Genomic DNA, 25,876 nt, shown 5'->3' on the forward strand with positions numbered 1-25,876 from the left:
CTCCTCCTTCGACGAGCGGGCCCAATATACCCGCTGGGGTATCCAACGGCACCAGTGATCGCATCATTCCCGACCGCCCTGCCCCATTGCTCGTGAGGTGGAACACATCATCCACCCGGGTGGACAGGAATACCCTAGGGGGTATATAACTTGTGCTCTACATACCCCCTCGGGTATGCGTCGATCCGCTGGGTGACGCGACGTCATGGCTGTACACAGCGTGACCCGCTCGCCACCGATCGTCGCCTCGACCGTGAGCAACGAGAGGAAGACCGTGATGACAACCGTGGACCAGCCGACCGTGCTGACCCTCGACACACCGACCCTGGGCAACCGCTCCTACCTGGTGCACGACGGATCGGTGGCGCTGGTGGTGGACCCGCAGCGCGACATCGACCGGATGATCGATCTGGCGCCGGAGGCCGGGGTGCGCATCACGCACGTGTTCGAGACGCACCTGCACAACGACTACCTGACCGGTGGCCTGGCCTTGGCACACGCCACCGGCGCCGCGTACCACGTCAACGCCGCGGACGAGGTGGCCTACGACCGCGACCCGGTGCGCGACGGGGACGTCGTCCGGGTCTCCCCCACCATGCGGATGCGGGTGATCGCCACACCCGGACACACCTTCACCCACCTGTCCTACGCCCTGGAGGCGATCGCCCCCAGCGGGACCGACACCGTCGGGGTCTTCACCGGCGGGTCGTTGCTGTACGGCACAACCGGGCGTCCGGACCTGCTCGGCACCGAACACACCCACGACCTGCTGCACCACCAGTTCGACTCCGCGCACCGGCTCGCTGCACAACTGCCCGACCAGGCGCAGGTCCTGCCCACCCACGGGTTCGGCTCGTTCTGCTCGGCGGGTGCCTCCGGGGGCGCCAGCGCCTCGACCATCGGCGCCGAGAAGAGCACCAACCCCGTCCTGACCCAGGACGAACGACGCTGGGCCGAAGAGACCCTCGCCGGACTGAGCAACTATCCCGCCTACTACGTCCACATGGCCCCGGCCAACGCCGCGGGACCCGCGGCACCAGACCTGAGAGCCCCCGAGCCCGCCGACGCAGCGACCCTGGCGCGCCGCATCAACGACCGCGAGTGGGTGGTGGACCTGCGCAACCGCACCGCATTCGCCGCCGGACACGTCAGCGGCACCCTGAACTTCGGCATCGACGGCCAGTTCGCCACGTACCTGGGATGGCTCATCCCGTGGAACACCCCCCTGACCCTGCTGGGCGACAGCCCCGAGCAGGTCGCCCAAGCGCAGCGGGAGCTGGTCCGCGTCGGCATCGACCGGGTGCAGGGCGCCGCGTCCGGCGGCCCCCGCGACTGGACCACCGACACGCTGGCCTCGTTCCCGCGCGCCGTCTTCGCCGACCTGGCGCAGGTACGCCACCACCGCGCCGTGGCCGTCCTGGACGTGCGGCGTGCGGCGGAGTACGACGCGGGGCACATCGACGCGGCCCTCAACATCCCGCTGCACGAGCTGATCCCCAGCCTGGACCGGGTGCCTGAAGGCGAGGTCTGGGTGCACTGCGCCGGCGGCTACCGCGCCTCGATCGCAGCGTCCGTCCTGGCCGCACACGGCATCGACGTCGTCGCGATCGACGACAGCTACGAGGAGCACGCCGCCTCAGCCGGCCTCCCGCTCGTCTGAACACACCCCACGCCCCACACCCCACACCCCACAAGGAGAAACATCATGTGCCGACCCGCCACCTGCAAGACCTGCGGCAAGACCACCTGGGCCGGATGCGGCCGCCACGTCGACCAGGTCATGGCCGGCGTACCCCGCGCCGACCGCTGCCCCGGTCACCCCACTGAGGCCACCGCTGCGCAGGGATCGTTCCTGCGTCGGCTCCGTGGCCGCGGCTGAACGAGGCCCCGACGATGATGACCGTGACGGCCGCAGCCCTGCTCGGGCTGCTCATCGGGATCAGCCTCGGTGCGCTCGGCGGCGGCGGTTCCATCCTCACCGTGCCGGCCCTGGTCTACGCCCTGGGCGAACCAGCCCAGGCGGCCACCACCGGCAGCCTGGTGATCGTCGGAGTCACCTCCCTGATCGGCGCGCTCGGACACTCCCGCGCCGGCAACGTGCGGTGGGTCACCGGCGTGATCTTCGGTGTCACCGGGATCGCCGCGTCCCTGGCCGGAACCGCCCTGAACCGGCAGGTCGACCCGAACGCGCTGCTGCTCGCCTTCGCCGCACTGATGGCCGTGGCAGCCGTCGGAATGCTGCGTCGGGCAACCCGCCCTTCCCTGCCCCGCGAACAGCATCACCAAGTGGCTGGGCGGTTCCCTGTGACCCCGGCCGGCGTCGCGAAGTTCGTCGCTGCCGGCCTGGTCGTGGGTTTCCTGACCGGGTTCCTCGGCGTCGGCGGTGGGTTCGTCATCGTGCCCGCGCTGGTCATGGCCCTGGACTTCCCGATGCCGGCGGCCGTGGGCACATCGCTGCTGGTCATCGCCCTCAACTCCGCCGCCGCCCTGATGGCCCGAGCCGGGCACGCGACGTTCCACTGGTCGCTCATCCTGCCGTTCACGGCCGCTGCCATCGCCGGGTCCCTCCTGGGCAGCCGAGTGGCTGATCGCACCTCGCACACCACCTTGAGTCGGGCTTTCGCCGGACTCCTGGTCCTCGTAGCGACCTACGTCGCCGCCCGCAGCGCCGTGAACCTGGCCTGACCAGTCCGTCGCGCGAACACCCTCCTCCGCCCCCCACCGTGAAAGAGATCGACGTGAGCTCCCCCCATCAGGCCACCGCCACCGGTCGCCCGACCCCCTCCCCCGCCACCGCGAACGAGAAACAACCCGACACCACACGTCACGCCGGTCTGGCACGCCTCGGCGCCTGGGCCGGTGCGCACCTGGGCGCGGTCCTGGCCCTGTGGCTGATCGCGCTCGCCGTGTTCGGCGCCTTCGCACCCCAGGTCGAGTCGGCCCTGTCCGGAGCAGGATGGCAGGACAGCGGTAGCCAGTCCGTGCAAGCGCGAGACGTCATCCAGCGCAACTTCCACGGCATGGGCGCGACCGCCCTACAGGTCGTCATCCACGACGGCACCGGACCGATCGCCAAAGATCCCAAAGCCCAGCAGCTGATCTCTCAGGTCGAGGCGCTGCTCAAGGCCGACCCCCGGGTCAGCACAGTCCTCGGCCCCCAACCCGGGTCATCCCTGTCGCGCGACGGTGCCACGGCGATCGTTCAGGCGGGCGCAGCAGAGGACGCGAACACGATGGTCCGCGCCGCGGACGACCTGACCGCACCGCTGTCCCGGCTCGCCACTCCCACCGTGTCGGTCAACCTCACCGGCGACAGCGCCCTGTGGTCGGACTTCAACAAGGTCAACCACGCCGCCATGATCAAGTCCGAGGTCCTGTCCTGGCCGGTCACCATGATCGTGCTGGTCATCGCGTTCGGCGGCCTCGTCGCCGCCGGCCTACCGTTGATGCTCACCATGGTCGGCCTGCTCACCGCAGCCGGCGCGCTGGTCATCTCCACCCACGTCGCGCCCGTCAGCGTCTGGGCGTTGAACTTCGCGATGATGTTCGCCCTCGCCCTCGGGATCGACTACGCACTGTTTCTGGTCGTACGGTTCCGATCCGCGCTTCGACACCGATCCGCCACGCCAGGAGACCGACAAGCCGCCGTCGACGCGATCGCCGAGACCATGGGCACCGCCGGCAAGGCCGTCGCATTCTCCGGGATCACCGTGCTGGTGTCCCTGTCCACTGTGCTGCTGGTGCCCAGCCCCGCGTTCCGCTCTATGGCCCTCGGCATCATGCTCGCCGTCATCGCCGTCCTGGCCGCGACCCTCACCCTGCTGCCCGCCGTCCTGGGCAGACTCGGCACCAAGATCGACGCCGGACGCGTGCGACTGCCCGGAAGGGGCGCCCGCACAGGGCGCCACACCGCCTCCTCCCAGGGCCGGCACGGCATGGAACAGGTCATGCACCGGTGGGGCGCCCTGCTGCACCGCCACCCCTGGGCCACCGGCGCCCTGGCCCTGGCGGTCCTGGCGATCCTGGCCGCCCCCGTCGCAGGGCTACGCACCGGAATGCCCTCGATCGCGATCATCCCCGCCGACCAATCGGCACGCGCCGGCTACCAGCAGGTCACCAAGGCATTCGGTCCGGGCGCACCCGGAATGCTCCAGGTGGTCACCCCCAGCAACGACGCGAAAGCCACCCAGACCACCCTGAGCAAGGACCCGGGTGTCGCGGCGACACTGCCGGGCGGCCAGCACAACGGATGGACCATGCTGATGACCGTCCCCACCACCGACGCCTCCGCGAGAGCCACCGGCGCCACCATCGACCGGCTCCGCAGTGAACTGCCCCACGGCACCCTGATCGGCGGCGCCGCCGCGGAGAACCACGACCTGGAGAAAGTGCTCTCCTCCCGCACCCCGCTGGTCTTCGGCCTGCTCATAGGTCTGGGCTTCCTGCTCCTCCTGGTCGCGCTGGGCAGTCCCCTGGTCGCGTTCGTCGGCACCGTCACCAACCTCGCCTCGATCGCCGCGGCGTTCGGGGTCGGAAAGCTGATCTTCGCCGACGGCCACCTGTCCGGCCTGCTCGGATTCCAGCCCCAAGGGTTCGTCGACGCGTGGGCGCCGCTGTTCTTCGGGGCCATGCTCACCGGGGTCGCGATGGACTACACGCTCTTCCTGCTCTCGGCGGCTCGTGAGCACTACGACGCCACCGGCGACCCCCAACACGCGATGCGCGAAGCGCTACGCACCTCCGGGCGAGTCGTCGTCGCCGCCGCCGGGGTCATGGTCGCCGTCTTCATGACATTCGCGTTGTCCGGGCCACTGGCACCCAAGGAAATGGGCATCATCCTCGCGGTCGCGGTCTTCCTGGACGCGCTCTGCATCCGACTGATCCTGCTACCCGTCATCCTCCGGCTGGCCGGACACGCCGCCTGGCACACCCCCGCGTGGCTGGCCCGGATACTGCCGAACGTCCAGTTCTCCCACTAAACCCCGCCAACGCCAAACGCGGCGCTGCTACCGGCTGTCTCATGAGCCCTCGCGTTCAAACCCAGACGTTGAGACCCGGTCCATCGAATACCCCCCAGGGGTATACATTGAGAGGTATGGAACGCGTGAGGCAGAACGTGACGCGGCGATCGTTGTTCGCACTGACCGCAGCTGCCGGCGTAGGTGTCCTCGGTGCGTGCTCGACCGACCCGCGCACGACTCCCCGCGCAAACCGGCAGACCTCAAAGGTTGCTCGGGTGCGGCCCACGAGCGAGCTTGTGCAACAGGTCGAGGCGCGGCGGCCCGGGGGTGGTCGCACCGTCAGCGCCACCCTGACCGCGGCCCCGATGACCGCGAGACTTGACGGCAGGCCGGTGCAGACCTGGGGGTACGACAAGAGCCTGCCCGGTCCGGTGCTGCGCGCCCGCGTCGGAGACACGCTCTCGGTGGCGCAGCACAACGGCCTGCCCGAGGCAACTTCGATGCACTTCCACGGACTGGCGCTGCGCAACGACGCGGACGGAGTGCCTGCTCTGACGCAGGCGGCGACCGCCCCCGGCGCCGCGTTCACCGCACGGTTCAAGACCGCGCACCCGGGCACCTACTGGTACCACTCGCACATGGAGCTGCAGCGCGATCGTGCGCTCTACGGACCGTTGATCATCGACGATCCCCACGAGCCGCAGTCGTACGACGCGGAGTGGGTCGTCCTGCTTGATGACTGGCTGGACGGCATGAACGGCAGGACGCCGGCGACCGAGGCGGCCATGTTGTCCAAGGGCATGAGCTCGTCAACTTCGGGGATGTCGGGAATGTCGGGAGGCAAGGGGGTGGAAGCGCGCCCGCAAGCCCGTTCCTCGGTGGCGACGGCGGGGACGTGACCTACCCGCTGCACCTGGTCAACGGTCGCGACCCGATGGCCCCTGAGGTGTTCGCGGCTAAGCCCGGGCAGCGGGTGCGCATTCGACTGATCAATGCCGCCGGAGACACCGCCTACCGGGTCGGGATCCCCGGGCTCCAGCTGACCGTGACGCACACCGACGGGTTCCCGATCGTGCACCAGGACGTGGACGCACTCGTCCTGGGGATGGGTGAGCGGTTCGACGTGCTGGTGACTGTGCCTGACCACCCGGTTGCGTTGACGGTCCTGGCGGAGGGCAAGAGCGGAGGCACCTTTGCGGTCCTGGACGCTGGTCGCGGTGCTCGACCAAGCGTGGCGACCCTGCCGGCCATCCTGGGCGGTCGGGTGATCGAGGCGAGGATGACCGCCGCCGATCCCTCGGTGCGCCTGGCGTCTCGCACCGCGGACGTCGTGCACACGCTGGCCCTGACCGGCTCGATGTCGAAGTACGACTGGGGCATCAATGGCCGCCGGTACGACCAGTCAGACCCGTTCGCGTCCGCAGTCACCATCCGCGCCGGCCAACGCGTGCGCCTCGACTACACGAACCGCACGATGATGTGGCACCCGATGCACCTGCACGGGCACACCTTCCAGGTCGGAGCCACCGGGCCCCGTAAAGACACGGTGATCGTCAAGCCGATGGAAACCGTCAGCGTCTTCTTCGACGCGGACAACCCGGGACAGTGGCTCACGCATTGCCACAACGCCTACCACGCCGCCCGCGGAATGATGGCCGTCGTGTCCTACGTGCAATGACAGTTACCTGGCAGCGACGCCATCGATCCCAGGTTCCGCACTGACCGGAGCCAAGGACAACCCGCTGCGGCTCTACTCCCGCATCGCCGCCTGCGACGGCAAGACCTGGGTGTGGGACATCCAGGACGTCGGGGTCTCAACCGACCGTGTCCCACCACCTACGCAAGCTGCGTGAAGCCGGGGTTGATCGACTGTGAACGCCGCGGCTGGGTATACGCCCTAGGGTCGCCCTCGTCGCCCTCGTCGCCTTGGTCGCCGCGTGCCGCCTGGCCGTCGGCGCTCACTACCTCGGCGACATGCTCGCCTCGTCGTTGTTCGCGACCGGCACCATCCTGGTCCTGGCATCCCCGAGCTCACCGGTCCCCGTATTGCTGGCTACCCGTCGCCGAATACGTCCATGACACGCTGAGCACCTAGGGCAGCGACCTCGCTCCGGCCGGTCCAACACCCGGTCGCCGGGAAGGCCACTGCGAGTCTGCTAATTGCGGTTCTGGGCGTTGACCTTCCTCGACGCTTGCCCGGCCGATCCCATGGCTGACCTTGCGGTAGTTACCTGGTTCTCTTTCCGAACGGGTCATTGACCTGACCGCTCACCGTCTAGCTGCGACGCCAGGACAAGGGCGTTTTCCGAGGGCGACGCGCCGGGAGGAGATCGCCGCAGGATCATCGCCAGCGGCCTGGCATGCTGTCCATTGATGCTGACCGGTGCCGCGAAGCCAGTGCTGCTTGCCCTACTCGTAGTGCTGTTCACCGTTGGTGCACGGCTCCTGCTGAGCCGGTTCAACCAAGTCGAGCACCGGGCCCCGCCCACCAGGACCAGCGATCCACCTTCGCCGCACCGCACCACGATCAAAGATCGCTGGGTGGCGATGCGCGCACCCGGCCAGCGGGGCTGGTACTGGCGTGGGCCCGTCGAACTCGCCGTCCTGGCCGCCCTCGATTTCGCCTATGAGTCGCTGCGCAACCTGGTCCCCAACCAGCGATCCCGCGGTGACGCCCTCGCCAGCAAGATCAACGCGCTGGAGGTGCACCTGCGCTGGGGCCTAGACCTGCGCCTCAACCACGCCCTGATCACCCATCCCCACCTGGCCCAGTTGGTCAACGACTACTACTCCTGGTTGTTCCTACCCGTCACCCTCACCGTGCTGACCTGGGTCTTCCTACGCCATCAACACCACTACCGGCACGTGCGCACCGTCCTGGTCGCGGTCACACTCATCGCCCTGGCGTGCTTCTACCTTTACCCGATGGCCCCACCCAGGCTGTTGCCCGGTGGCGCCTTCATCGACACCAGTCATCTCTTCCCGACCTGGGGGTCCTGGTCCACCCCCACCGTCGCGGATAACTCCAACCAGTACGCGGCCATGCCCAGCCTGCACTGTGCCTGGGCCCTGTGGAACGGGCTGGTCATCGCCCACCTCGCCCGCCGCACCTGGGTCCGCGCCCTCGGCATCCTGTACCCGGTGCTGACTTACCTCGCCGTCATCGCCACCGCCAACCACTTCACAATCGACGCCCTGGGTGGCCTAGCCACCACCGCCGCCGTCTTCGCCATCACTACCGCTCCCAGACGGTCCCTGCTCCAGAGGAGGCATCAAGGAGTCGCTGTCTAAGACCCGCCGTCCTACCAGTGCCAAAACTGGCGCCAGCGCCGGGGCTGCTTGTCCGGTGTCACCCTTCGGCGGGAAAGCTCGCGCCATGACGATAATTGCTGGGCCGGGCCTGGTTGAGTAGTTGCTCGCGGAACACGCGCGCCGCGCGATGTCCTTCAGGCAGGTTTCCTTTTCCTAAACCGGGCCTGCACCGCGCTGTCCTGGTCCCGGATCCGCGCAGTCGCCGAGCCCGCCTGAAGCGCTGCGTCGTCAAGTGCCTTGAAGACGCTGGGTCTGCTTACGAAGCTGACGTGTCGCCTCTGCAACGGCCGACCAGGACTCTCCTGAAGCTTTCGCGTAAGCCAAAGCCGTTGCAGCACCGCGGGTGGTGCACCCTTGCTGCGGGTGGACGTTAGGTACGGCTGCGTTCACAATCGAACTCATCGGGTGTTGTGAGCCCGGACCAACGCATCGATCGCTGGCCGGTCGTGGTTGGGGACCGCGCGCATGACCTCTTCGCACTTCTCGAGGACTGCGCCGGAGACAATAGCAAGGATGTCGCGTTGAACGTCCTGTGCGGTGTACAGCGTCGCTGGGTCCGACGGGCCGCCGACACCGTCGATGAGGTTGCGGGAGTCGTGGGCGACGACGAGCAGGGTGCCCCCTGGCGCGAGCAGGTCCCACGCACGGGTCAGGGCTGCCTGCCGGTCCGGCTCAGGCAGCTGCAGGTAAATCATCATCGCCAGGTCGAAAGAGGCGGGCAGGTTCAGTGCGGTCGCGTCCGCACTGAGCCACGTGATCGGCATGCCCGACCCGACCCGGCCCCGCGTCGCTGAGCGCTTGGGCTTTGCGGATCGCTTCGGCGGAAAAGTCGACTCCGGTGACCCGCCATCCTCGGGCCGCAAGCCAAACGCTATTGCGTCCCTCCCCACAGGCGAGATCAGGCACACGCCCGGCCGGCAGGTCGGTGGTTACGCGTTCGACCCAGATGTTGGGACCACCACCCCAGACTAAATCACTTCCTGCATAGCGTTCGTCCCACTCCGCAGCGGACATTGAGACAGGCATCCGGTCTTCTCCCATTGTTGGTTCTGGATCTGGAGTGTGGTTCTGGGCCCGTGCGGGTGGCCTTGTTCACTGCCCGCGTCGGGACGTCTCGTGGGGCAAGAATCGCTGGTATCGCGCGGTGGCCCTGCGGCCACAACTGATCCCTCGGTGTCCAACTCGTCACGTTAGTAGGCCCCAGGGTTAAACGAAGCCGCTTCAGCCGCGTTCCGCCCAGAACCGGTAGAGCCACGAGTCATAAAACTTCCCGGACAGCCACGCGTCGTCCCCCCTCAGCATGGGTTCGAGGAACCGCCCCTGCATGTCCGACTTAAGGTGCTCTTGGGCTGGGTCCGGGGAATCCGATGGCACTCCGAGGTAGGTCACCATGAAATCAGCACCCAGGACCTTCTCAGCCACCATGGCAATACGCGGGATCCGCCAATCCCCCAGCGGAAGAACGATCTGCTGCGGGGCCCCGTATTGGGCAAGCTTACGTTTCACGTAGTACAGATTACTGATGACATCCCTGGATTCTCCTTCGCGCAAGATGTCTGCACCCGAGACCCCCCGGGTAACGAGATCGTCCGCCAAACGGTCGCACTCGCGAAATGGTTGAGCCGCTTCGCCACGAGCAAAGCTCAGGCTCTGATCTCCCGATGTAATCACGACCGGCTTGATGGACGCTTGGGCGTAGCGCTGGGCTGCCAGGTCCAGGGCGTCATACACGTGGCGTGGGAAACGCCAGGTACCCGGGTCTGGCTGCGATCCAAGAACGACGATGGCCTCGCGCCGATTCACCGCGACCTCGATCCTTAGTCAGCCGCGTTCACGTGCAGCCGTGCAGGTGGGTCTCGATGGTAGCGAGACTTTCGCATCGGCTGTGGTTGTCGTCGAAACGAAGCGATGATGATGGGGATCTGGGATAAACGAGTGGACACGCGGCTCTCGCGGGTTCCATGTTCTGCCCTTAGTAGGTGCGTTCATCGCACCCCTGGCGTCAGGCTCGTCGTCGGCTGCCGTGTGCATGCACAATGGGGACGGTGCGCGCTCAACTGCTGTGTTTTGATGAGTGCCCCAATTGGGGGGTAGCCGACGCGCGCCTGCGGGAGGCGCTGACGTGGTTGGGGTACCCGGTTGAGGTGGAGAAAGTCCTTGTGGATACTGAACCGCCCCGGCGTGTCCGGAGACTTTCTCAGACGGGCAGCCCGGCGGGTTGCTGGGTTGTGAATCGAGCGTAGTAGGCGGCCTCGAGTTCGGCCGGTGGGATGTCACCGCAGTATCTATAGAGGCGGTGGTGGTTGAACCAGTCGACCCACTCCGCCGTCGCGATCTCGACGTCGTCGGCACCTTTCCAGGGCTTGCGGGGCTTGATCGGTTCGGTCTTGTACAACCCGTTGATCGATTCCGCCAACGCGTTGTCGTACGAATCACCGGTGCTGCCAATGGATCCCGCGATACCAGCGTCGGCCAGGGCCTCACCGAACCGAATCGAGGTGTACTGGCTCCCGCGGTCGTTGTGGTGGACGAGGTTGGCGAAATCGGCTGTGCTGTCACGGTTTCGGGTCCACACAGCCTGCTCGAACGCGTGCACCACGAAGTCCGTGGTCATCGACGACGAGACCGACCAGCCCACGATCCGGCGGGCGTAGGCATCGATGACGAACGCGACGTACGCCCATCCCGACCAGGTCGAGACGTAGACATCCCACGCGGGTCAGGTGTCAAGCAGCGGTTTCGCGTGGGGTGGCTGGGGTGGCTGGCCAGGCTTGGTTTTCGTCCCAGGGTTGCTCGTTGGCCAGGCACCACCACAGCCGGCCGAGGTTCTTGTTGGCCAGGTTGCGCAATGCTGCGTTGTGGGTCTCGCCGGTGGCGCGGCGTCGGTCGTAGTGCGCTCGGGCGCCGGGGGACTTGGTGAGCATCGAGAACGCCCACCAGTGGCATGCGTCGGCCGGGCGTTTGTTTCGGACTCGGCGGGCGTTGACGAACCGGGATCTGCCCGACGCGCGGGTGATCGGCGCGGTGCCGGCGAATGCGCGCAGCCCCTGGGCGGTGGCGAACGGTGTCGGGTCGTCTCCGATCTCGGCGAGCACTCTTGCCGCCAGGACCGGGCCGAGGCCCGGGGCTGATCGCAGCACGGGCGCGAGGTGGTGCCGGTCGAACTCGGCGGCCAAGGCATCCTCGAGGGAAGCGACGGCGCCCTGCATCGCGGTGATGACTTGGACCAGGCCGGCCACGGTCAGGCCGAGCGCGGCCTCGACCGCCGCGGGTTGACCAAGCGACGGTGCTGTGAGTTCGGCGAGGACTCGGTCGACCAGCGCCGGGTCGTTCCTTCGGCCGCATCGGTGCAGCAGCGCCACGAGCTGTCTTCGGGTCAGCTGCTTACCCTGCGCGGGGGTTGGCGCGGTGGCCAGCACGGCGAGGGCGGCCTTGTGCTTCAGCTGCGGAAACGCCTGCAACGCTTGGGGATAGAACTCCAGCAGGACCGACCGGAGCCTGCTGATCGTTTGGTGCTCGGCCCAGATTGCTTCCTGATGCTGCCGGGCCAGCGCTTTGATGGCCTGGGCGTTCTGGCTCAGCTGGGCCATGCTCCGGTGTCGGTGGGCGTCGGTGCGCAGGATGTCGGCCAGGACCAGTGCGTCACCGGGGTCGGACTTGCCGCCGGCCTGGCCGTGGCGTTCTCGGTAGCGGGCGACCGCGCGCGGGTTGATCGCGTACACCGGGTGCCCGGCTGCGTGCAGCGCGACCACCAGCAGGTTCTTGTCGGTCTCGATCGCGACCGGCACCGCGGCCGGGTCGTGACTATGAAGTGCGAACAACTCTTCCAACTCGGTGAACCCCCTGACGCCGGTATCGATCCGACGGCGCGCCAGCACCGTCCCGGAGGCGTCGATAATCGCGACGTCGTGATGCCCTTCGGCCCAGTCGACTCCACAGGTGATGCCTGCCACGTGCTCTCCTGACTCTCGTGTTGGTGAACGAGCCCGAGGACGTGCGCGGCGACCTAATGGAAGCGCTCAAGGCGCGGCATCTCACTAGCCGTTCACCCGTCCCAGCGACTGGCAGGGCCACCGTCTACGTTGAGGCCTTCACAGCCCGGTGAAGTATTGGGAGTGGACCACCGCCAGCGGCTCACTCCCACCCTGCACCCAGCCAGGGCCGGTGAAATCTCAGGGGCCCCTGCCAGTCGCATCAGACACCGCGAGGAGCTCGCGGTCCTCCCATTAGGTGAAGTCGGCCACCCACAACGTGTCCGGGGCCACCGGCGCGAAGCGCCGATTGACCAGATCGTCCGGGCGGGCAGCGCCCGGTTCAGCGATCATGGTGCGCTTGACCTTCCCGCGGAACGCGCCGACCAGGCCCTGCCCGCGCATCAGCCGTTCCACCGTGCACCTAGCCACCGGTGTGCCTTCGCGGTTGAGGGTCAACCAGACCTCCGCGCCCCGTACACCCCGTAATTACGCGCGTGAACCCGGCGGATCTCGTTGATCAACAACGCCTCCCGCCGTTGGGCGGCTGTCGCCTCACGGTTGACGTGTTTGTAGTACGTCGATGGGGCGATCCGCCACCCATGCTCGCTGAGCACGGCGCAGATCGGCTCGACACCCCACCGCAGGCCATCACCATCGCGCTGGTTCTTGTGCGCGGTAATGAAGTCCACGATCAGCCGTGTGGCCGGTCGAGCTCGGCGATGCTCCTATGTCAAGGCCGGTGCGCTGGTTCGGGCTTGTTGGTTTCATGCGACTGCTGGCAGCGCGGGAGTTGAGGTGGCGACTTGATCGGCGCGCAGCGCGGTGTAGACCGCGTCGGACAGGCGTCGGCGTAGGAGGCGGAACGCGGCCACACGGTCCTTGCCGCGCTGATGTTGCTTGTCGAGGTAGTCCTTGCCGGGGCCGACTCCGCGGGCCTGGGTGACGGCGATCATGTGCAGGGCGTAGTTCGCTCGCCGGTTGCCACCACGATTCAGACGTACCTTGCCGGCGGACGACCCGGACCAGACCGGAACTGGTGCGGTCCCGGTGAAGCGGGCGTAAGCGTGGCGGCTGTTGAAGCGGTGCACGCCAGCCGTCTCCCCCAGGAGCAGGGCCGCCAACAGTACGCCGCACCCGGGCACGTTCAGCAGCGCGGGTGCCAACGTGGCCACGAGCGTTTTGAGTTCTTTCTCGATGGCCTTGACTTGCCGGGTCAACTCGGTGATCCGGTCCAGCAGCTCACGGGCCAGTCGCGCGACGACTCCGTCACGGTCGGCGATGCTGCACGCGACCATGGCGACCGTCGAAGCATGCCGTAGCCCGCGCGCCGGGACATCGAGGTCGGGGTCCAATTCGTGCAGGTACCAACGTAATTGGCAACATGCGCGGGTGCGTTGCATCACCAGGTCCCGTCGGTGATCCGACAAGAGCTTGACCTCGCGGGCGGGACCCTCCAACTCCGCCACCGGCAGGCCAGGGTGGCGCAGCGCCGCGATCGCGACCGACTCGGCGTTGATCGGGTCGGACTTGCCGGGCGTGCGCGATCCGCGGCGGGCATCGGCCATCAACCGTGTCGGTACCCGGACCACACGCTGCCCCGCGCGCAGCAGATCACTTTCAAGCCGGCGGGTCAGATGACGACAATCCTCCAACGCGAACGTGACATCGCTGAACTGACTGGCCCACTGCAGCAATTGCAAGTGTCCCTCAGTATTTGCCCGCAGCGTCGTGAGGGCCAGCTGCCGCCCGACCGCATCAACAGCTACGACCGTGTGAGTCTTCTTATGCGAATCGGTACCGATCATGACCATGACGGACTCCCTTCAAGACGTGGACACATGGTTGTCCTGACCGCCGGGAGACCCGGGCACGCCTCAATCGAGCAAAAGCAGGCTCCTATCAAGCCACGAGACACCCGACGACCAGGGCATCCAGCGGAGCCGCACATCGGACGAAAAGCCACAACACGAAGTGCCGGGCAGCGAAGAAACGAGCAAACCCCGCTGGACCCCCTCAGCGTGGCATTGACGCGAAGAAAGCCGACGCCGCCCGCAGGATCCCGTTGGCCCTCTTCAAGTCAGCGTTCTCCCGCCGCAGCCGGCGCAGTTCCTCCGACTCCGCGGACGTGGTCCCGTCCCGCGCGCCCGCGTCGACTTGTGCTTGACGCACCCACTTGCGCAGCGTTTCCGCGGCCGTGATCCCCAGCAGGGGCGCGATCCGTTGCATCGCCGCCCACTCCGACTCATCCGATGGTCGCTCCGCGACCATCCGCACCGCCCGAACCTTCAACTCGGCCGGGTACCGCTTCGAGGTGTTCCCTGGCATGACTCCAACTTTCTCAACAATCGGAGTCTCCGGACATACCGGGGCGGTTCATACCCAGGAGCAGGCGCACCGCTGGGGCTTTCGTGGCTCCCCGACGGTTCTGATCGACGGTCAGGATCCCTTTGCCGAACCAAGGACCCCGATCGGGCTGTCGTGTCGGCTGTATCGGACGCCGGACGGTGTCGACGGTTCGCCTACGGTGCGTCAGTTCGTTGAGGTCCTATCCCGCAGTAACGGCTTAGCACACGGTTCGCCGGAGCCCGACGCGTCGTAGACCTAGCCAGCAGGGACGCGTGCACCGAACTGAGCACCGGCGCCGATGCTGGCGCGGAACCCTGAGGCGCAGTGCACCCACAAGCGGCCCGGCGGCAGGTCTTCCAGACGGGTGAGTAGGTCGCTGAGGGGGATATGGGCGGAGTCTTGGATATATCCCTGGGCTCGTTCGTCGTCGCGACGGACATCCAAGATCACGTCGCCGGGGCCCGCCTGTTCGGCGACCTCGGCGAAGTTGACACGGGGGTAGCTGGTTCGCGGCGCGTCGGCGGCGACCTGGTCCAACTCGCCGCTGCGGGCACCGGCCAACTGGTCCACACCGATGCGGATCAGCTGGCGTTGGGCGTCGGTGACCTGCTGGGGGGTATCGGCGATCACTGTCAGGGGGGCGCCCCAGGGGGCGAGCCATCCCACGTAGGTGGCGAACTGGGCGCCCAGCGCGATGCTGACGGTGCCTTCGATGTGGTCGGCGGCGTAGGCGGTGCGGTCACGAAGGTCGATCACCCATTCCCCGGCCTTGATGCTGTGGGCCAGGTCGGCGGCGTCGACTTCGCGGGGTGGGCTCAGGTCGGGAACGCCGGGGCCGGCCAGGTTCAGCGGTGCCATGTGGGCGTAGTAGGCGGGGTAGGCGGTGAGATTGGCCACCAGAGTGTCGACGAACTCCTGTTCGTTCTGGGTCACCAGGGCGTCGTTGCGGCCGCGCTCGATACCGATCGTGCTGTCTTGTCCGCCTGCAGCGGAACCGGAAGAGCAGAAGCTGCCGAACCCGTGGGTGGGATAGACCGGTGCGTCGTCGGGCAACAGGTCAGCAAGGCGGCGGGCCGAGTGGTACTGCGCGTGAGTCAGTTCCACGGTGCGGGCCGGATCCACCAGATCGGTGCGTCCCACGCTGCCGTACAACAGAGATCCGCCGGTGAACACAGCCGGAGGGCCATCATCGGGCGCAGTGGCATCAGTGATCACGAACGCCAGGTGCGTAACGGTGTGCCCGGGGGTGGCCACGACATCAACGGTCAGGTTGCCGGCCTGCACGGTGTCGCCGTCGCGGACGGCGGTACGTTCGAATGCGACCTGGTCCTCGCCATTGACCACATACCGCGCGCCGGTTCGGCGGGCCAGCTCATAGCCGCCGGTCACGTAGTCGTTATGGATATGGGTCTCGAGCACCACATCGACGCCCACCCCCAACCGAGCCACCACGTCCAGGACGCGATCGATATCGCGCTGCGGGTCGACCACGATGGCACGCGAGCCGTCGTGCACCACGTAGCTGCGGTCGCCCAGCTCGGATGTGTCCAGAACTTCGACCTGCATACGCAAACCCTCACTCAATGTCCGGTCATACCCGGCGAAGTGCCGTGGTAATGTCCAGACATTACGCCGATCGGTAAGTCGACACAAGACGCGGGTGCTTACACGGAGCAGGTCAACGAAACGAGGAGGTGCACCATGAAGAGCAGTTCCGGCGCGCGGTCCCTGGACCGGCAGGTGCAGACCCCGTTGTGGCGACAACTGCGCGATGACCTGTGTCGACGCCTTGAGGTCGGGGAGTTCGCCAACGGCCCCTTTCCCGGGGAGCTGAGCTTGCGTGAGCAGTACGGCGTCAGTCGTCACACCGTCCGCGAGGCGCTGCGGCAGTTACGGGAGGACGGTGTGGTGACCGCGGTCCGGGGTCGTGCACCACAGATCCCGCCGGCGGCTCAGATCGAACAACCGCTTGGTGCGCTGTACAGCCTGTTCGCCGCGGCTGAAGACGCTGGGATGGAGCAGATCAGTCAGGTGCGGGTGCTGGATCTACGCGTCGATGAAGTCGCCGCGGGCCGCCTGGGACTGCCCAACGATGTTCCTTTGCTGTACCTCGAGCGATTGCGGCTGGCTGACGGAGAGCCCTTGGCATTGGACCGGGTGTGGCTGCCCGCGCAACTGACCGCCCCGCTTCTGGACAGCGACTTCACGCGCACCGCCCTCTACGACGAGCTGGACCGCCGGTGCGCCATCCGGCTGACCGGCGGCGAAGAGCATCTCCGCGCCGTGGTCCCCACAGCACCCGAGCGGGTGCTGCTGAAGATCGACGACCGCACGGCGGCGTTCGCCATCGAACGCACCGGCACCTGGGGCAGTCGTCGGATCGAGTGGCGACACACGCTGATCCGAGGCGACAGGTTCAGCGTGAGCGCCAGTTTTGCCGCCCGGACCGGGTACCGCCTCGGCGTCGCCGCCCCGCTCCTCCACAGCGACCAAGCCTTCGTCGATTCCGCATTTCCGTCCGCTGCCCCAAGGAGTAGTCATGCCTGACGCCACTCACCCGCACCCCGGGCCCGACATCACACCCGCCGAAACACGCTCCGCTGCGGCGACCCCCACCGTTCTCCTGGATGTCCGCGAAGACGAGGAGTGGGACCGAGGTCACGCCGCCGGGGCCGTGCACATCCCGTTGGGTGACCTGGACCCGGCCACCATGGACACGGCGGTGCCGGTGATCGCGATCTGCCGATCGGGAAAACGCTCCGGCAAAGCCGCCGAGCGCCTGGCGGCAGCCGGGTTCCAGGTCCGCAACATGGCCGGGGGCATGAACGCATGGCACGAGCAAGGACTACCCATGGTCCGCGACGATGGAAGCGCAGGGGGTTTGGAGTGACCTGCGGGTCCCCACCCTGCAACGACCAACGCTCACCCCACGCACTGGCCCCATGACCGCCCGGCAGCCCGGCCACCCTCACCGCGACAGACCCACCCCCGCGGCGCGACACGGCGGACCGGGACACCTCACGCCACGCACGCCGGGGCTATCAACAGGTGCCGCGGCGGCCTCGGCCTCCTCGCCGCTGGTTTTAGCGCTGTGCATCGTCGTGGCCGGTCTGCTGAGCGGCGTGGCCGGTGTCGCCCTCAGCTTCGTCTTGCACCTGGTGGAATACCAAACCTTCGGTTACGACCATGGGATGTTCCTGGACGGCGTCCGGCAGGCACCCCGGTGGCGCCGGGTCGTCGGCCCCGCCCTGGGAGGGCTGCTCGCTGGTGGCGGGTGGTGGTGGATACGACGACAACGCCCAGTGCTGACGGTCAACGAGTTGGTCACCGGCTCCCCGCCACGACCGGCCCTGTGGCGTGTCAACCTCGACGCGCTCCTGCAAGTGCTCGCGGTCGGCTCTGGATGATCCATCGGCCGCGAGGGAGCACCACGTCAGATGGCGGCCATCCTGACCGCCACCGCCATCCAACACCGCAGGATCAGCCCCGCGCACCGCTCGGCGCTCATCGCAGCAGCCGCCGGTGCTGGCCTGGCCGCCGTGTACAACACCCCCATCGCCGGCGCACTGTTCGCCGTCGAAATCACCTTGCGGACCCGCCGAATGGCCACCCTGGCGATGGCCCTGGCCGTCTCGGGGATCGCGACCGGTGTGCTGTGGTCCGTGCACGGAACCGCCCGGGCCTACCACTGGCCCGGGACCACACCCTCCTGGGCCGCCACCCTGGCCTGGGCCCTCATCGCGATCGCACCGTGTGCCATCGTCGGAGAGAAATTCTCCGACCTCATGTCCCGCGCACGAGGAAAGGCCACCCCCGCCACCCCCTGGCTGATCGTCACGATCGGCGCCACGGGAACACTGCTGGGCATCACCGCCTGGTGGTTCCCTCAGCTTTTCGGCAACGGCAAAGCCATCATCGACACCATCATCACCGGACACGGCAGCATCGCAGTGTTCCTCGCCCTGCTGCTGCTGAAACCCCTGGCCACCAGCATGTACCTGCGAGCAGGAGCAACCGGAGGCCTGATCACTCCAGCGCTGGCAACCGGAGCCGCACTCGGAGCCGCCGCCGCCATCGGCGCCCACGCCCTCGGACTGCCCATCCCCACCCCCACCTACGCCATCATCGGCGCCGCCGGCGTACTGGCCACCACCCAAAAGGCACCGTGGTTCGCGGCATTCTTCGCCTGGGAACTCACAGGACCACCCCTATGGGTGCTGCCCTGCCTCCTACTCACAGCCATCGGCAGTCACCACCTCGCCGCGCACCGCGTCACCACCCATGCACCGTCGCCCACCCCATCCCCGAAAGTCAGCGACTCAGCGTCCAGCACACCCGCTACCGTGGTCCCATCTCCCGCACCGCCACCAGCGGCACCGTCCTCAGAACCCAGGACAGCGCCGGGACACTCGGTCACCTCTTCTGCCAGTCCTGACAAAGCACCAAAACCTGAGCAATTACCTGTGAGAACGGAACGCCCATGAAAGTTGAATACACCATATTCGGCATCCTGTGTGCCTTCTTCGGCATTGTTGGTGTCATCTACGGGATCTTCACCAAGTTTCACGAGCCGGTGGGGTTCACTGCCCTGCTGTTGTCCAGCGGCCTGGCCTTGATGATCTCTTTCTTCCTCTTCTGGACCGGCCGCAAAATCGATCTACGCCCCGATGACAATCCCGACGCCTTAATCTCAGATATCGAAGGCGACTTCGGATTCTTCAGCCCCCACTCGTGGTGGCCCCTCTTTCTGGCAGCCTCCGGTGCCATCGTCTTTCTCGGACTTGCCGTGGGATGGTGGATGGTCATCATCGGACTGCCCCTGCTGGCCCTGTCAGCTATCGGATGGGTCTTTGAATACTTCCGAGGAGAAGACGCCATCTGATGCCCACCCCGCACGATCAAGACCCCAGCGTCGTGATACACCTGCCCGACCAGTCCACCCTCGCCGCCGGACTGCTCAGCGCCACCAACATCCGACGCGAACTCGGTCAGGAAACGGTCATCGAGATCGCGGTCCAAGGCGCCGCAGTGCGACAGCTCTGCGGTGACTCCGACCTCAACAGCGCCATCAAGAAGGCTCTTCAGGATGGCTGCGTCATCGCAGCCTGCGGCAACTCTCTGCGCGCCCAGGCCATCGACCCCCAACTCCTGATCGACGGAATCAACGTCGTCCCCTCCGCAGTGGCCTACGTCGCGCAGCGCCAATGGCGCGGCGCCGCCTACGTGCGTCTCTAACTCGCCACGCCACGAAACTGCTAGTGCTTGGGTTGGGTTTGGAACACCTGTTCCTCCTGGGCAGGTTGCGGGACAGCACACGACCCGCGAACTGGGGACCTCGGCACCGGCGGGCCTCAGCTCGGGATGAGATGGTCCCCGCATGGTGTGTCGTGCCGCTGCGGCGGCGTTCGCTGGTGCTGCGCCGACCTATCTGCCCAGCCCACCGGTCAACGGCTTCCACCTCGGGCCGCTGTTCGTTCACTTCTACGGGCTGATGTACGTGGTCGGCATCGTGCTGGCGTTCTACATCACCTCGCGACGGTGGGAAGCCGCCGGTGGCGATGTGGCCGTGATCTACGACGTGCTTTGGTGGGGGCTACCCGCAGGAATCATCGGCGGACGCATCTACTTTGATATCACCACGCCGTTCGACATCCCCCACCACTGGTGGGGCATCTTCGCGGTCTGGCAAGGCGGTCTGGGCATCTGGGGAGGCGTCGCACTGGGAGCGGCCGCCGCCATATGGCGACTACGCCGGGCACAGGCACCGGTAGGAGTGTTCATGAACGCCGCCGCACCCGGGCTGCTCGTTGCGCAAGCCATCGGGCGGATCGGTAACTACTTCAACCAAGAACTGTTCGGCAAACCCAGCACCCTGCCCTGGGCCGTACAGATCAGCAGACCAGCACGGCTGACATCAGGGATGCCGCCGACAGACCTGCGATACACCACCTTCCAACCATCCTTCCTTTATGAACTCATCTTCGACCTGTTGCTCGCCGCAGCCCTGATCTGGGCTGGTCACCACCGACGGATCAAACCTCAGGGCCTTTTCGCGCTCTACGTCGCCGGGTACTCCGGATATCGGATCTTCGAGGAAACCATTCGTGTCGATTCTTCGGCGCACTTCCTCGGCGTTCGCCTCAACCTGCTCGTCGCAACCGCCATCACTGCTGCCGGCCTCATCTGGTTCGCAATAGTGAAGCTGCACACCCGGGAAGACACCCCTCAACCAGAGGCTGCAAGAACGGCGAACACTTAGTCGGCCGCCCGGTTTCACATTGCTGGAAAGCCACCCACACCACCACTGCTAGCCGGGCCACATGCCTGGTGGAGTGGGGCCGCCTCCCCTCTATCGGCGCTCGACGTGGGGCGCCACGGACCCGGGCCTCGTCGGCGCGCTCGATTCGGCAGTGTCCGGCTATGCGGTATGGGGCGTTGCGGAGATCCCATGTCACGCGGGAGGTCATTGCCCTATCCGTCCCCATTCACGAAGCAAGATTGACGAATTCTTCCTTCGTGAATGGCTGGACCGGGCCACCGAGATGGAAAGCATCTACCCGCGTGCAATGGCCGAGCTGGGTCCCGAAGCTCAGAAGGCCCAGGACGTGGCCACCATCATCGGGCGTAAGTCGACGCAAATGGGCCCCACGCGCGATCAGTTGATCAACACGGGGCTGCGCTACATGCCCGAGCAGGGTTCCGCCGCATTCACCGTGCCGCACTTTGACAAGTTCCTGACGAGAGCCATACCGGAGCTGATCATGCCGCCGGAGCGGGTAAAGAAGACGGCCCTCGGCTAGGGCCGCCGGTTCAGGCGCAGGTCGACGCGAAGTCGCTGATGGTGATGTCGTCGCCGGTGGTCGCTGTGGCGGCGACGAAGTCGTAACCGCAGCGACCACGGGCCAGTTGACGTCCGCGGGTCGGGGTGTAAGTGACGGTTTTGCTGCCACCGCCGCCGTTCGTGGTGTCCGCGTCGTCCGCGTCGATGGCGTCCGGCGCCGGGGTGACCCCGCCGATTTGGAAGCTCAAGGGCGCCTACCCGTGTAGCAGTCCCGTTCTTGGAGTACGTCGTGTAGTCGAAGCTGAAAACGCCCCTTTCGGACATAGTTGGACATCGTCGATCAAGGGTGGAGACAGGGTCTGATCTGCGCAAACCCGCCCGCGCGAGCGTTGGACGCGGCTAGCGAAATCAGTCCGCATAATTTGTTGCGGACTATTTGCGAACTGCCGACCCATTCATTGACGCCTCCGCAAAGGCCTTTGGCGTCGCCTTTGACCACCTCCGCGGTGACCCTTCGCCTGGTTGAACCGAATCCTGGCGAACGTTTCGTTCTCCCACTAGTCCCCCTCTGTAGGGTGCCACGACCCGAATGCACCCCACCTAGATCTTGGGCGACCGGGTCGTCGATGAGGCAATGTGAGCGAGCATGTCGCGCGCAGCGCCGGCCGGTGCTGTCCGACCTCCCACCCAAATGGCGCGGAGGTCGCGACGCAGGTCCAAGTCCGCGATCCTCACCGCAGCAAGGCGTCCAGCGGCTACGTCGTCACCCACCGCAAGCCGACTGACAACGGTGGGCCCCGCCCCGGCGAGCACCGCCGTTCGCACAGCAGCGGATGTGGACAACTCGAGGGCCGGTTCGACGAAGGATTGCTCGATACCGGTCTTTGCTGCGACAGCGGTCTCGAAGAAGTCGCGCGTGCCAGACCCCCGTTCACGCACTACGAGCGGAAGTCGCGTCAATTCTTCCACTGTCACCGCCCCACGCCTGCGCGCCCAGGCGTGACCCGAGGGCACGACCAGGATCAACTCGTCGTGGTCCACAACCGTGCTGCGTAGGCCACGCGGGGCCCGGGGTCCCTCGACGAACCCGAGGTCGGCCTCACCGGATCGAACCTGTTCTGCGACCTGCACACTGTTCGTCGCCGTCAGGACGATTCCTAGGGGGTCTCTTCCACGCCGGCGGGCGTCCGCCTGAAGGCCCACCAACCACATCGGCAGCAACTGCTCGGCGATCGTCAGACTGGCACTGAGACGAATGCTCGCCCTCGTGAGATCCCGCAGAGAAGCAATCCCTGCATCCACCTTCGCCGCATGACGCAGCAGACTGTCGGCCCACTCCACCACCAGACGGCCGTGTTCGGTCAGTTCGGTCCCGCGCGAGGTCCGAGTGGTCAACCGCGATCCGACAAGATTCTCCAGCGCGGTGATGCGTGCTGAGATCGCTTGCTGGCTGGTCCCAACCTCGGTCGCTGCCTTACTCAAGCTCCCGGTCTGCGCAACCACCAGCAGGACATCGAGCGCAGCGAGATCGGGCATCCTGGGCGACAACACGCCCACACTCTAGCCTTCGACATCACAATGTGCGTTTGTGGCCGCACAAGGTTAACAAGGGTGTTGCCGACAAGCCCACCGAGGCATCGTGGACGGCATGACGAATACGACGGTCGAACGACAGGCGGGCGAGCCGGGCGGGCAGCCGCCAATAGGTGGGCGGGCAACGTCCGGCCCGCGGACCGGGTTGCTGCGCGATCTGCAGCACCCCTCGGAGATGTTCAGCAACATCACGCCGAACTGGTACGCGTCCATCATGGGCACCGGCATCGTGGCGGTGGCAGCCGCATCTCTGCCGGTCCAGTTCCCGGGCCTGCGTGTCTTCGGTGTCGTGGTCTGGGCAGCCGCCGCGATCCTGCTGGTGCTGCTCACGGTCGCCACCGCAGCGCACTGGGTCAAGTACCGCGACACCGCACGCGGCCACCACCTCGATCCGGTGATGGCCCACTTCTACGGTGCACCGCCCATGGCGATACTCACCGTCGGCGCAGGCACGCTGCTCTTAGGTAAAGACGTTCTCGGCATAGGACCTGCCGTCGCCGTCGACTGGGTGCTGTGGTCGCTGGGCACTCTCACCGGTCTGGCGGCGGCCGGCGTTGTCCCCTATCTGCAGTTCACCCGGCACGAAGGCGTCGACGAGAAGAGCGCGTTCGGAGGCTGGTTGATGCCCGTCGTACCTCCCATGGTCTCGGCCTCGACAGGCGCCCTACTCGTACCCCACACGCCTGCAGGGCAGGCTCGTCTCACGCTGGTCCTGGCGTGTTACGCGATGTTCGGTCTGGCCCTCATCGCCTCGCTCGTCGTGATCACGCTTATCTGGTATCGGCTCGCGACACAAAAGGTCGGCGAAGCCCGCATGGTTCCGACTTTATGGATCGTCCTTGGCCCGTTGGGTCAATCGATCACAGCCGCGAACTTGCTCGGTGGTGTCGCAAGCCAGGCGTTGCCCGCGCCGTACTCGACTGCGTTCAAGGCGTTCGCCGTGGTTTACGGAGTACCGGTGTGGGGCTTCGCGCTGCTGTGGGCCGGGCTGGCGGCCGCGGTGACCGCGCGAACAGCGAAGCAGGGACTGCCGTTCTCCCTGACCTGGTGGTCGTTCACCTTCCCCGTGGGCACCTGTGTCACAGGGACGAGTGGGCTCGCGCTGCACACCGGATCCACCGTGTTTCATTGGGCGGCTGCCGTGTTCTACGTCGGCTTGTTGATCGCCTGGGCAACGGTTGCCGTGCGGACAGCGCACGGTTCGGTGCGCGGGACGTTGTTCCGCCCCGCCCCGCCCCGGACTGTGACCCTGGTGCCGTGATGCCTTCCCGAAAGACGAGCACCGCGTGTGATTCCGGTGTCGTCATTGACAGCCGAAGTGCTGCATTGCTGTTCGCCGAGGGCGCGATCTGCTTCGATACGGACACCGGCAGTGCTACGTGCGAGGGCCGGCAGGTGGTCCTTCCATCTGGCCCGGACACCATGACGCGACCGATACTGGTATGTGGTCACGCCCCATCCTCCAGGACCATGGTCGCGGACCATCTGGAAGCACTCGGCCTACCGGCGTGGCAAGTGGTCGAACCCAGCGACGACAGCTCGGACACCTGATCGTGCGCTCCCTGTCGGCGCCGTCCGTCAACCGCTGACTGGTTCGGGCGCGAGTCGCGCGGTGTAGATGGAGTAGCCATCGATCCACCGGGTCACGGCGGTCGCGATGGCCGTCGCGATCAGAATCGGCACCATCAGCGCAAACCCACTATGGGTGAGCTCAAGGACCAGTGCCACTGCTGCCAAGGGAGCCTGCATCGCCGCCCCGATCATCGCGGCGGCGCCGATCATCGCGTAAGCACCCACGGGGCTGCCCGGCCACAGGTGGTTCCACGCTAATCCCAGGAAGCCGCCGGCCACGGCTCCGGTGCTCATCACCGGGGTGAACAGCCCGCCGGAGGCACCGCTACCGAGACACAGCAGTGTGACGAGAGGCTTGAGCACGGCCAAAGCCAGCAGAAGTGTCAGTGTCCCTGATCCGAGGAAAGCGTCGTGCGCCATCCCTTTGCCGTTGCCGTACAACTGCGGGTAGACCAACGCCAGGAGACCGAGAATTGCGAAGGCGATAAGCGGCGCGATGAGCGCACGCCGTCCGGTGACCTGCAGATGCGAGACGCTTCCGATGAGCCGAACATAGCCGGCTGATGCCAACCCGATGACGATGCCCGCTACCAGGGCCCAGACCAGGAGACGTAACGCGAAGGCGTACTGAGGGATGTCGATGTACGTCGGATGCTGCGGAAGGAAGATCCACGCGGTGCTCGTCGCCACTGCTGAACAGATCACTGCCGGGAGCATGGTGGGCAGGTTGATGGCGCCGACGAGGATCTCGGCGGTGAATAACGCCCCGCCGAGGGGGACGTTGTACACCGCGGCGAGGCCGGCCCCACCCCCGCATGCCACGAGGAGTCGTCGCTGCGCGGGCGTGAGGCGAGCCCAGTCGGCGAGGACGTTGCCTGATACCGCGCCCATGAGTTTTGGCGCCGCTTCACGACCTAGGGACGCACCGAGCCCGATGACCACTTCGGAGATCACCGACGTCCCGAGGCTGCGACGGAAAGACAGCCGACCCACCCCGGTCCACAACACGTCGTCGACCTCGGACTTGGCCCCGGGGGTGAACTTACGCAGCAAGAACCATGCGGGACCCGCAATGACGCCACCGATCAGAACCGGAAGGAGTCGGTGCCATCCCGACGCCGCCTCGACACTGCTCAGTGTGCCGTCGCCGCTCAACGGCGTACCGAAGGCAAGATGCTGAACGCTGAACAGGACCAGCATCATCAGGACTCCGAACAGCCCCGTCGCGACACCGACCAGGACGACCAGGATCCAGAACTTTCCCGTCAGACGTGCATCGCCGTCCCCGGTGACGTTCGGTTGGGTCATCGCACCCCGTCCGGACGGCAGCCGCCGCC

Annotated in this window: 25 protein-coding genes and 3 pseudogenes; 16 read left to right on the plus strand and 12 right to left on the minus strand. The window is 66.6% G+C overall.

Translation table 11 applies throughout. The features are described 5' to 3' along the window. Window positions 1–277 precede the first annotated feature (277 nt). The 7 genes from JOB34_RS07655 to JOB34_RS07690 all read left to right on the plus strand — a co-directional run bounded on the left by JOB34_RS07655 (window position 278) and on the right by JOB34_RS07690 (window position 8,252). A complete protein-coding gene (locus JOB34_RS07655; RefSeq protein WP_208052122.1) occupies window positions 278–1,660 on the plus strand; it encodes an MBL fold metallo-hydrolase in 1,383 nt (460 codons plus the stop codon). Window positions 1,661–1,705: 45 nt separating this feature from the next. Beyond that, window positions 1,706–1,879 carry a hypothetical protein gene (locus JOB34_RS07660; protein ID WP_208052123.1) on the plus strand — a complete coding sequence of 58 codons (174 nt, stop codon included), beginning with the start codon at window positions 1,706–1,708 and terminating at the stop codon, window positions 1,877–1,879. Window positions 1,880–1,893: 14 nt separating this feature from the next. Then, window positions 1,894–2,685, plus strand: a complete 792-nt coding sequence (locus tag JOB34_RS07665; RefSeq protein ID WP_208052124.1) for a sulfite exporter TauE/SafE family protein — start codon at window positions 1,894–1,896, stop codon at window positions 2,683–2,685. A 53-nt stretch (window positions 2,686–2,738) separates the two neighbouring features. Beyond that, entirely contained in the window at window positions 2,739–4,979 is a 2,241-nt protein-coding gene (locus tag JOB34_RS07670) for an MMPL family transporter (RefSeq protein ID WP_347813773.1), read from the plus strand. 347 nt (window positions 4,980–5,326) lie between these two features. Beyond that, complete coding sequence (locus JOB34_RS07675) at window positions 5,327–5,860, plus strand: multicopper oxidase domain-containing protein (protein WP_208052125.1); 534 nt, start codon at window positions 5,327–5,329, stop codon at window positions 5,858–5,860. Continuing rightward, window positions 5,857–6,639 carry a multicopper oxidase domain-containing protein gene (locus tag JOB34_RS07680; protein ID WP_208052126.1) on the plus strand — a complete coding sequence of 261 codons (783 nt, stop codon included), beginning with the start codon at window positions 5,857–5,859 and terminating at the stop codon, window positions 6,637–6,639. Before JOB34_RS07675 ends, JOB34_RS07680 begins: the two co-directional genes overlap by 4 nt. Window positions 6,640–7,508: 869 nt before the next feature. Next, window positions 7,509–8,252 carry a phosphatase PAP2 family protein gene (locus JOB34_RS07690; protein ID WP_243757849.1) on the plus strand — a complete coding sequence of 248 codons (744 nt, stop codon included), beginning with the start codon at window positions 7,509–7,511 and terminating at the stop codon, window positions 8,250–8,252. A gap of 419 nt (window positions 8,253–8,671) precedes the next feature. Here the strand turns inward: JOB34_RS07690 and JOB34_RS07695 are convergent, their stop codons facing one another. The 9 genes and pseudogenes from JOB34_RS07695 to JOB34_RS07740 form a co-directional block, all read right to left on the minus strand. Next, complete coding sequence (locus tag JOB34_RS07695; protein WP_208052445.1) at window positions 8,672–9,037, minus strand: class I SAM-dependent methyltransferase; 366 nt, start codon at window positions 9,035–9,037, stop codon at window positions 8,672–8,674. Continuing rightward, window positions 8,946–9,314, minus strand: coding sequence for a class I SAM-dependent methyltransferase (locus tag JOB34_RS07700; protein WP_208052128.1), 369 nt, complete (start codon window positions 9,312–9,314; stop codon window positions 8,946–8,948). The genes JOB34_RS07695 and JOB34_RS07700 overlap by 92 nt, the downstream gene beginning before the upstream one ends. Window positions 9,315–9,494: 180 nt before the next feature. Continuing rightward, on the minus strand, window positions 9,495–10,076 hold the full coding sequence (locus tag JOB34_RS07705) for a YdcF family protein (protein WP_208052129.1): 582 nt from the start codon (window positions 10,074–10,076) through the stop codon (window positions 9,495–9,497). A 394-nt stretch (window positions 10,077–10,470) separates the two neighbouring features. Then, window positions 10,471–10,977, minus strand: a pseudogene (locus JOB34_RS07710) (DDE-type integrase/transposase/recombinase); the annotation flags it as partial. 22 nt (window positions 10,978–10,999) lie between these two features. After that, window positions 11,000–12,226, minus strand: coding sequence for an IS110 family transposase (locus JOB34_RS07715; RefSeq protein WP_208052130.1), 1,227 nt, complete (start codon window positions 12,224–12,226; stop codon window positions 11,000–11,002). Window positions 12,227–12,502: 276 nt separating this feature from the next. Then, a pseudogene (locus tag JOB34_RS17470) lies at window positions 12,503–12,963 on the minus strand (IS3 family transposase); the annotation flags it as partial. Between the two features lie 48 nt (window positions 12,964–13,011). Continuing rightward, window positions 13,012–14,058 carry an IS110 family transposase gene (locus JOB34_RS07730; protein ID WP_208052133.1) on the minus strand — a complete coding sequence of 349 codons (1,047 nt, stop codon included), beginning with the start codon at window positions 14,056–14,058 and terminating at the stop codon, window positions 13,012–13,014. 223 nt (window positions 14,059–14,281) lie between these two features. Next, window positions 14,282–14,572 (minus strand): annotated as a pseudogene (locus tag JOB34_RS07735) (transposase); the annotation flags it as partial. 276 nt (window positions 14,573–14,848) lie between these two features. Next, window positions 14,849–16,159, minus strand: a complete 1,311-nt coding sequence (locus JOB34_RS07740; RefSeq protein WP_208052134.1) for an MBL fold metallo-hydrolase — start codon at window positions 16,157–16,159, stop codon at window positions 14,849–14,851. Window positions 16,160–16,294: 135 nt separating this feature from the next. Between JOB34_RS07740 and JOB34_RS07745 the strand changes: the two genes are divergently transcribed. From JOB34_RS07745 to JOB34_RS07780, 8 genes are all read left to right on the plus strand, one after another. Further along, the gene (locus tag JOB34_RS07745; protein WP_208052135.1) at window positions 16,295–17,140 is read left to right on the plus strand and encodes a GntR family transcriptional regulator; all 846 of its coding nucleotides are present in this window, start codon (window positions 16,295–16,297) and stop codon (window positions 17,138–17,140) included. After that, window positions 17,133–17,483 carry a rhodanese-like domain-containing protein gene (locus JOB34_RS07750; RefSeq protein ID WP_208052136.1) on the plus strand — a complete coding sequence of 117 codons (351 nt, stop codon included), beginning with the start codon at window positions 17,133–17,135 and terminating at the stop codon, window positions 17,481–17,483. Before JOB34_RS07745 ends, JOB34_RS07750 begins: the two co-directional genes overlap by 8 nt. 211 nt (window positions 17,484–17,694) lie before the next feature. After that, a complete protein-coding gene (locus JOB34_RS07755) occupies window positions 17,695–18,000 on the plus strand; it encodes a hypothetical protein (RefSeq protein ID WP_208052137.1) in 306 nt (101 codons plus the stop codon). A 3-nt stretch (window positions 18,001–18,003) separates the two neighbouring features. After that, the gene (locus tag JOB34_RS07760) at window positions 18,004–19,077 is read left to right on the plus strand and encodes a chloride channel protein (protein ID WP_347813805.1); all 1,074 of its coding nucleotides are present in this window, start codon (window positions 18,004–18,006) and stop codon (window positions 19,075–19,077) included. Then, window positions 19,074–19,475: a cytochrome c oxidase subunit 4 gene (locus JOB34_RS07765; protein WP_208052139.1), complete on the plus strand. Its 402-nt coding sequence runs from the start codon at window positions 19,074–19,076 to the stop codon at window positions 19,473–19,475. Before JOB34_RS07760 ends, JOB34_RS07765 begins: the two co-directional genes overlap by 4 nt. After that, window positions 19,475–19,828 carry a DsrE family protein gene (locus JOB34_RS07770; protein ID WP_208052140.1) on the plus strand — a complete coding sequence of 118 codons (354 nt, stop codon included), beginning with the start codon at window positions 19,475–19,477 and terminating at the stop codon, window positions 19,826–19,828. The genes JOB34_RS07765 and JOB34_RS07770 overlap by 1 nt, the downstream gene beginning before the upstream one ends. A gap of 142 nt (window positions 19,829–19,970) precedes the next feature. Then, window positions 19,971–20,852: a prolipoprotein diacylglyceryl transferase gene (gene lgt / locus JOB34_RS07775; protein WP_208052141.1), complete on the plus strand. Its 882-nt coding sequence runs from the start codon at window positions 19,971–19,973 to the stop codon at window positions 20,850–20,852. A gap of 307 nt (window positions 20,853–21,159) precedes the next feature. Further along, window positions 21,160–21,393 carry a hypothetical protein gene (locus tag JOB34_RS07780; RefSeq protein ID WP_208052142.1) on the plus strand — a complete coding sequence of 78 codons (234 nt, stop codon included), beginning with the start codon at window positions 21,160–21,162 and terminating at the stop codon, window positions 21,391–21,393. Between the two features lie 10 nt (window positions 21,394–21,403). Here the strand turns inward: JOB34_RS07780 and JOB34_RS07785 are convergent, their stop codons facing one another. Beyond that, on the minus strand, window positions 21,404–21,622 hold the full coding sequence (locus tag JOB34_RS07785) for a hypothetical protein (protein ID WP_208052143.1): 219 nt from the start codon (window positions 21,620–21,622) through the stop codon (window positions 21,404–21,406). Between the two features lie 352 nt (window positions 21,623–21,974). Then, window positions 21,975–22,925, minus strand: a complete 951-nt coding sequence (locus JOB34_RS07790; protein WP_208052144.1) for a LysR substrate-binding domain-containing protein — start codon at window positions 22,923–22,925, stop codon at window positions 21,975–21,977. Window positions 22,926–23,022: 97 nt separating this feature from the next. On the opposite strand from JOB34_RS07790, the gene JOB34_RS07795 reads away from it, so the two are divergent. After that, complete coding sequence (locus JOB34_RS07795; RefSeq protein ID WP_208052145.1) at window positions 23,023–24,228, plus strand: TDT family transporter; 1,206 nt, start codon at window positions 23,023–23,025, stop codon at window positions 24,226–24,228. Between the two features lie 317 nt (window positions 24,229–24,545). On the opposite strand, the gene JOB34_RS07800 is transcribed toward JOB34_RS07795, so the two are convergent. After that, window positions 24,546–25,847, minus strand: coding sequence for a chloride channel protein (locus JOB34_RS07800; RefSeq protein WP_208052146.1), 1,302 nt, complete (start codon window positions 25,845–25,847; stop codon window positions 24,546–24,548). Between the last annotated feature and the right edge of the window lie 29 nt (window positions 25,848–25,876).

The organism is Allobranchiibius sp. GilTou38, from assembly GCF_017565325.1.
Classification (GTDB): domain Bacteria; phylum Actinomycetota; class Actinomycetes; order Actinomycetales; family Dermatophilaceae; genus Allobranchiibius; species Allobranchiibius huperziae.